The following is a 6,405-nucleotide window of genomic DNA, read 5'->3' on the forward strand; positions in this document are numbered from 1 at the left end:
GATGGACGCCTCCCCGGCCGGCGCCGGCAAGCTCGGCGTGATGCTGCGCGTGCCCTACGGGGTGGTCGGCGCGATCAGCCCCTTCAACTTCCCGCTCAACCTCGTCGCCCACAAGCTGGGGCCGGCCATCGCCGCCGGCTGCCCGGTCGTGCTCAAGCCCGCCGGGCAGACGCCGTTCTCGTCGATCCTGCTGGCGCGGTTGCTCATCGACGAGTGCGGCCTGCCGCCGGAGCAGCTCCAGGTCGTCACGGGCAGTGGCTCGGTGGTCGGCTCGGCGATCGTCGATCACCCCGACGTCGCCCTGGTGACCTTCACCGGCTCGCCCGAGGTCGGCTGGGCCATCCGAGGCCGTGCGCCGCGCAAGCGGGTGGGCCTGGAACTCGGCAACAACGCGCCGGTGATCCTCGAGCCGGACGGCGATTGGACGGCCGCCGTCGACAAGATCCGCATCGCCGGATTTAGCCACGCGGGCCAATCGTGCGTCTCGACGCAGCGAGTGCTCGTGCACCGGTCGATCGCCGAGGACGTCGAGATCGCGCTCGCGAAGGCGGTGAGCTCGCTGGTCGTCGGCGACCCGCTCGACGAAGCGACCGATGTCTCCGCGCTGATCTCGGCTGACGAACGCGATCGGGTCGCGGCCTGGGTGCGCGAGGCGGAGGACGCCGGCGCCCGAGTGGCGACCGGTGGTCGGGTGCGGGACGACGGCGTCCTCGAGCCGACGGTGCTCGCCGACGCGTCGCCGGACCTGCGCGTCTGCCGTGACGAGGTGTTCGGACCGGTGGTCGCGCTGACCCGCTACGACGGCTTCGACGAGGCGATCGCGCTCGCGAACGACTCGCGCTACGGCCTCCAGGCCGGCGTCTTCACACGGGACATCGCCAAGGCGCTCACCGCTGCCCGGACGCTGGACTTCGGCGGCGTGATCGTCAACGATGTGCCGACGTGGCGCGCCGACCAGCAGCCCTACGGCGGGATCCGCGACTCGGGCAACACCCGCGAGGGCCCGGCCTGGTCGGTGCGCGAGATGACCGAGGAACGACTCGTGGTGCTGGCCGGGGCGTGACGCCACGCCCGAACGATCAGGAGGTCGCATGGACGCGCAGCGAGGGGTCGGCGCCGCGTGGCGGGCGCTGGCGGAGCAGGCCGAGCGGGACGTACGGTCGCTGGGCGTGCGCGGCGAAGTGCACGCCGGCATCTCTCCCGAGGGCTGGTTGACCCTCGAGCTCCGGCCGCGTGACAAGGCCGCCTCGGCGACGTTGCGCGACTACGTCGCCCGCGCGATGGAGATGTGCGAGACGTGCGGCGGTCGTGCGGTGCGGTACTCCGGCACCACCGTCACGGTGGTGTGCGAGGGGTGCCGCGACAACGGGTCCTGGTAGCCGACCTCGGCGCTCGTCCCCTGCGCTCCCGCAGGATCATCCTCCTGGGCAATCCGAATGCCTTGAGGTGAGCGTCCCAACGACGGGCCGTGGACCCTCCGTCAGGCGCCGACGCGCGCGTGGATGGTGGGCGATACTGGGATTGAACCAGTGACCCCTACCGTGTCAATCCGATAAAAGGCCCTTCAGGCCGGTGCTTGACGACATGGCTCGAGACCGGAAACCCAATGTTCGTATGGGTTTCGTGCCGTCGCGGTTCGAGCGGTGTCGGTGGGTGACGGCGCGGTCGAGCAACAGCAGAGCAACATCGGACGTGGCATCCTGACCGACATGGGGCACTCCTATCGCCGCCTCGATGATGACGGCAAACCTCGCTACGCCGCGATCTACCGCGACGCCCGAGGACGCCGCCGCTCGGCCGGCACCTTCCCCACCAAACGCGAGGCCGATCGCGCGTGGGCGGCCGCCGAGGCTGACGCCCAACTCGGCCGCGTCCGTGACCTGCAGGCGGGCCGGGTCCGGTTCGCCACCTACGTGACCGAGATCTGGTTCCCTCACCACCAGATCGAACCCTCCACGCGGCAACGCTATGCCTCCCAGTTCGAGCGGCATCTGCTCCCCGAGTTTGGGCCGATGCGGCTGATCGACATCACCCCCCAGCATGTGCGGGAATGGATCACCCGCCTCAAAGACCAAGGGGTGTCGCCGTCCACCATCACCAGCGTGAAGGTGCTGCTGTCCGCAGTGTTCACAACCGCAGTGAACGACCAGCTCGTCCTCGTTCACCCGTGTCGCGGTGTCCGCACGCCCACCGTCGCCCGACCACCGCGGACGATCATCACCCCCGAGCAGTTCGACGCCATCCATGCCGCCCTCCCCGGTGCGCGCTGGCAGGTCATGGTCGAACTCGACATCGAGTCCGGCCTGCGCTGGGGCGAGCTGACCGAACTGCGCGTCCACGATTGGCACCCGGTCACGGGCATGCTCACAGTCGCTCGCGCCGTCACCGAACTCAACGCCCGCTTCCGCCAGCCCGGGCAAGGACGGTTCGTGGTCAAGGACTACCCCAAGAACACTCACACTCGCCGCGTCCGGCTCTCCCCCACCATCGCCGACACCCTCACCACCCACATCACCGAGCTGGGCCTGCGCCGCAACGACCTCATCTTCGCCCTCCCCTGCGCCAACGAAGAATTCGCGGGCCGCTCGGTTGATGCCGGGATCGACGGCGGTGACCCCCGTCGTGATCTCGGCATGACCACCCCGAACCCGGCCGGCCGCGCCTACCCCCACGGCACCCTCACCGCCTACAACCTCGGCGCCTGCCGCTGCCACCACTGCCGACAAGCCGCCGCCGACTACCGCGCCGCCCGCCGCGCCCGCGGCCACGACCGCCCCCGCGTCGACCGGGCGACCGACAACATCCCCGGCGGGCACATCCCCCGACGCTGGTTCTCCACTCACATCTGGTGGCCCGCCCTCGCCCACGCCGGCATCGACTTCCCCGTCCGCATGCACGACCTCCGCCACGCCCACGCATCCTGGCTGCTCGCCGGTGGAGCCGACATCCAGACCGTCAAACAACGACTCGGCCACGGCAGCCTGCGCACGACCGAGAAATACCTCCACACCCTCCCCGACACCGACACCACCGCCCTCGACGCCCTCCACCGCATCCGGAACCGCGGGCGCACGGCCTAACGAGACGAAGCTCGTCAGGAGCGAGTCACAGCGCCCCGACCCCGTGGTGAAGTCCTATGCTCTTCGAGCGCTGTGCAGCAAGCGCGAGGCCCGGATAGCGCGTGTAGTCGCGTCTCTGTGCGGCTCAGGGAATATGAGCACCGCTGCTCCGAGCGCTGTGCATAACCCTTACGCAGCAGGTATTCCTTGGCCGCCGCCGGAGCGGCTTCGTCAAAATCCTATGCTTTTCGCGTCGTCGGGCCGAAGCCCTCAAAGCGACGGTAGCGCACCGTCGCGCTCCACACTGCTTACTCCCCCGGTCGCCGCTGAAACGCATCGACGGCGACCGCCATGTCGCCAGTCGTCGCGACGTACCGCGGCGTTGCAGGCAGCCCGCCATCGCCCTCACTTGGCCAAGATCGACCGCGCGCTCGGCTGATCTGTCCATCGCAGTGCGTCATTCGTTCGGTCAGTCGCCCGCTTTGACCCGAAACGCAAGCTCAGGATGGACGGCCATGAGCTCAGCAACCGATGCTGCACTCCGCACCAGTCCGGGTCACTTGACACCCGACTCCAGCTGCGAGGCACGGCCTTACATCCGCCACGGCCAGCCACCGCAAGCGCTCGACCATGCCGACCGAAGTGCACGACCATGCCGATGTGGCGGCGCGCCGGCGGCGTCCTGCTTACTGCTCCGTCGAGCGGCTGATCTGGCCCAACCCCGGTAACTCGGCCAGCGGCCAGGAGATAAAAGTTGCACCGGGCGGTGCAGTAAGCTGCACTCATGAATGAGGCGACGGCGGCGTTGGCGTCTTCGATCGGTGCGCGCGTTCGGCAGGAGCGGGAGGCTCGTCGCTGGACGCTGGACCAATTGGCGGCCGCGGCCGGCGTGAGTCGTCGGATGTTGATCACGGTCGAGCATGGCGCGGCGAATCCGAGTGTGGGCACGCTGCTGCGGATCAGCGACGCACTCGGTGTCGGCCTGCCGGCCCTGGTGCAGCCGGAGTCGAAGGCAGTGAAGGTCACGCGGGCCGGGGACGGCGCAGTGTTGTGGACCGGCGACTTCGGCGGTCAGGGCACGCTGGTGGCTGGCACAGAGCCGCCCGATGTCGTCGAGCTGTGGGACTGGACGCTCGCATCCGGCGATGAGCACGTCAGTGAGACCCACGCGGTCGGCACACGCGAGCTGCTGCACGTGCACGCCGGCACGGTCATGCTCACCATCGAAAGCGAGACCGTCACACTGCGAGCTGGCGACGCGATCAGTTTCTGCGGCGACGTCCCGCACGCCTACGCCAATCCGGGCAAGTCCCGCGCGCGGTTCTCCCTCGCCGTCTACGAGCCCGGCGTCGGCCCTACCGCCCGGCCATCCTCATGACGAGCAGCAAGCAGGCACGGCCAGCCGTGCCGCCCTGGACGCTGGCCGTCGCAGCGATGCTGTCGGTCCAGCTCGGCTCCGCGCTGTCAACGCACCTCATCACGCAGGTCGGCGCAGCCGGCACGGCATGGCTCCGCCTGAGCTTCGGCTCGCTCATCTTCTGGGTCATCGCCCGGCCGCCGCTGCGCAAACTGCGCCGCCAGGACGTGCCCGCGCTGCTCGGACTGGGAGCGACCACCGGCCTGCAAACCATCGCGTTCCTCGCAGCCATCAACCGGATGCCGCTCGGCACCTGCGTCGCCATCGAGTTCCTCGGCCCGCTCACCGTCGCCGCCGTGCAAACGCATCACCGACGCGCCCTCGCCTGGCCGGCCCTCGCCCTCGCCGGCGTGGTCGTCCTGACACAGCCGTGGCACGGCACGGGGAACGTTCCCGGGCTCGCGTTCGCCGCGCTGGCCGCGCTGGGCTGGGCGTCCTACATCCTGTTCACCCAACGAGTCGGAGCCCGCCTCGACGGCATCACCGGGCTCTCACTCACCACGCCGGTCGCCGCCGTGGTCTCGGCGAGCTTCGGGGTACCGCAGGCGGCCGGGCACCTCACCGGCAGCGTCCTGGCCGGCGCGGTCGGGCTCGCCGTCCTCCTGCCCGTCCTTCCCTACGCCTGCGAACTGATCGCGCTCCGCAGCATGCCGACAGCCGCCTTCGGCACCCTCATGGCCGTCGAACCAGCCATCGGCACTCTGCTCGGACTGATCGTCCTGCGACAGCACCCAGACCTCGCCCAACTCCTCGGCATCACCGCGGTCGTCATCGCCGGCATCGCGTCCCAACGCACCCAGCCACCCGAGCAGCCATCAGCCACCGCGGACACCGGCGCCAGCTCCGAACGCGATCAGGAGGGCACGATGATCTGCTGCCAGTTCATCTTCAAACCCGGCACCTACGACGACGAGTTCCATCGCCTCGACACCCAAATCGACGAGCATGCCCGCTCCCTGCCCGGCTTCGACAGGGTCGAGACCTGGACCGCGCCGGACACCGGCGTCGTCAATGCCATCTACTACTTCACCGACAAGAAGTCCGTCGCTCAGCTCGCCCGATACCCGCAGCACCGCGAAGCCAAGGGCCAAGTGCAGCGGTGGTACGACGGCTACCGCATCGTCATCAGCGAGATCACCGCAACCTACGGCGACGGACGCCTCCCGATGTCACAGCGATAACGCCATCGTCAGCCTCTGCCGATCAGACAGAAGCGCGCGACCATGCCGCTGTTGCGGCAGTCCACTGGGTGTGGGTCGTCCCGATAGCGAGACGGGCGCTGTGATCACTGGCTGGTGGGCACGGCCGCCGGCAAGGGGTGACATCGTGTAGCCATGTTCCGGCGGGAGAAGCAGACGAAGCGAGATTTTTCGTCGATCAGTGTCTACAGGCGCCGTGACGCGTTTTGGTTGATCCGGTCTGTGCAGACAACCGATGGCCTCTGGATGGCCGCACCTAACCAGGTAGCGCCGATGTTGCCGCTTGACGTCGAGCGCGGTCGTCTCGGCACAGCGATTCTCGACGTACTTGCTGAGGCGACACCTGTCGTTCGACACCCGTCCCGCGATGAGTGGAAGGCAATACGCGAAGACGCCCTCCGGCCGCTCATGCAACAAGCGAAGGTCCGCAGTTGGAGATCCTTCGAAAGCTTTTCCAAACTGGTCACCGTGCGCCGCGAGGGCAGTCACTTCCACATTGAAGCCTGGAGAAAGGACGCGCCCAAGGTCGGTGCTTGGGAGCCAGACATGGCGACGCTGCTTGATCTGACCTCACCCACAGCGGTCGAGCTGGGCACGGCAGTGGCTGAGCGATTTGCGTAGACGGGCCGAAAGACGGGAGCGCGACCATGCCGCTGTCGTCGCGGAGCGCGACCATGCCGCTGTCGTCGCGGAGCGCGACCATGCCGCTGTCGTCGCGGAGCGCGACCAT

General features: G+C 68.7%; 6 protein-coding genes. All 6 read left to right on the plus strand.

Annotated features, from left to right (window positions below; translation table 11 throughout):
- Positions 1-1,063 (plus strand): aldehyde dehydrogenase family protein (locus ACTHMS_RS15135; RefSeq protein ID WP_440307505.1); only part of this gene is annotated, 1,063 nt, incomplete at its 5' end.
- A gap of 28 nt (positions 1,064-1,091) precedes the next feature.
- Positions 1,092-1,379 (plus strand): hypothetical protein, encoded by a 288-nt coding sequence (locus tag ACTHMS_RS15140; RefSeq protein ID WP_440307506.1) that lies wholly within the window; start codon positions 1,092-1,094, stop codon positions 1,377-1,379.
- Positions 1,380-1,643: 264 nt separating this feature from the next.
- Entirely contained in the window at positions 1,644-3,080 is a 1,437-nt protein-coding gene (locus ACTHMS_RS15145; protein WP_440307507.1) for a tyrosine-type recombinase/integrase, read from the plus strand.
- Positions 3,081-3,843: 763 nt separating this feature from the next.
- The gene (locus ACTHMS_RS15150; RefSeq protein ID WP_440307508.1) at positions 3,844-4,437 is read left to right on the plus strand and encodes a helix-turn-helix domain-containing protein; all 594 of its coding nucleotides are present in this window, start codon (positions 3,844-3,846) and stop codon (positions 4,435-4,437) included.
- A complete protein-coding gene (locus ACTHMS_RS15155; protein WP_440307509.1) occupies positions 4,434-5,657 on the plus strand; it encodes an EamA family transporter in 1,224 nt (407 codons plus the stop codon). The genes ACTHMS_RS15150 and ACTHMS_RS15155 overlap by 4 nt, the downstream gene beginning before the upstream one ends.
- A 153-nt stretch (positions 5,658-5,810) precedes the next feature.
- Positions 5,811-6,296, plus strand: a complete 486-nt coding sequence (locus ACTHMS_RS15160) for a hypothetical protein (RefSeq protein ID WP_440307510.1) — start codon at positions 5,811-5,813, stop codon at positions 6,294-6,296.
- Positions 6,297-6,405 lie beyond the last annotated feature (109 nt).

Source organism: Jatrophihabitans sp. (assembly GCF_051960575.1).
Lineage (GTDB): Bacteria > Actinomycetota > Actinomycetes > Mycobacteriales > Jatrophihabitantaceae > JBQCEE01.

Bases quoted from the DNA above. Each gene is read 5' to 3' on its own strand.
- ACTHMS_RS15140 (WP_440307506.1), top strand. From the start codon at position 1,092: ATGGACGCGCAGCGAGGGGTCGGCGCCGCGTGGCGGGCGCTGGCGGAG.
- ACTHMS_RS15150 (WP_440307508.1), top strand. From the start codon at position 3,844: ATGAATGAGGCGACGGCGGCGTTGGCGTCTTCGATCGGTGCGCGCGTT.
- ACTHMS_RS15155 (WP_440307509.1), top strand. From the start codon at position 4,434: ATGACGAGCAGCAAGCAGGCACGGCCAGCCGTGCCGCCCTGGACGCTG.
- ACTHMS_RS15160 (WP_440307510.1), top strand. From the start codon at position 5,811: ATGTTCCGGCGGGAGAAGCAGACGAAGCGAGATTTTTCGTCGATCAGT.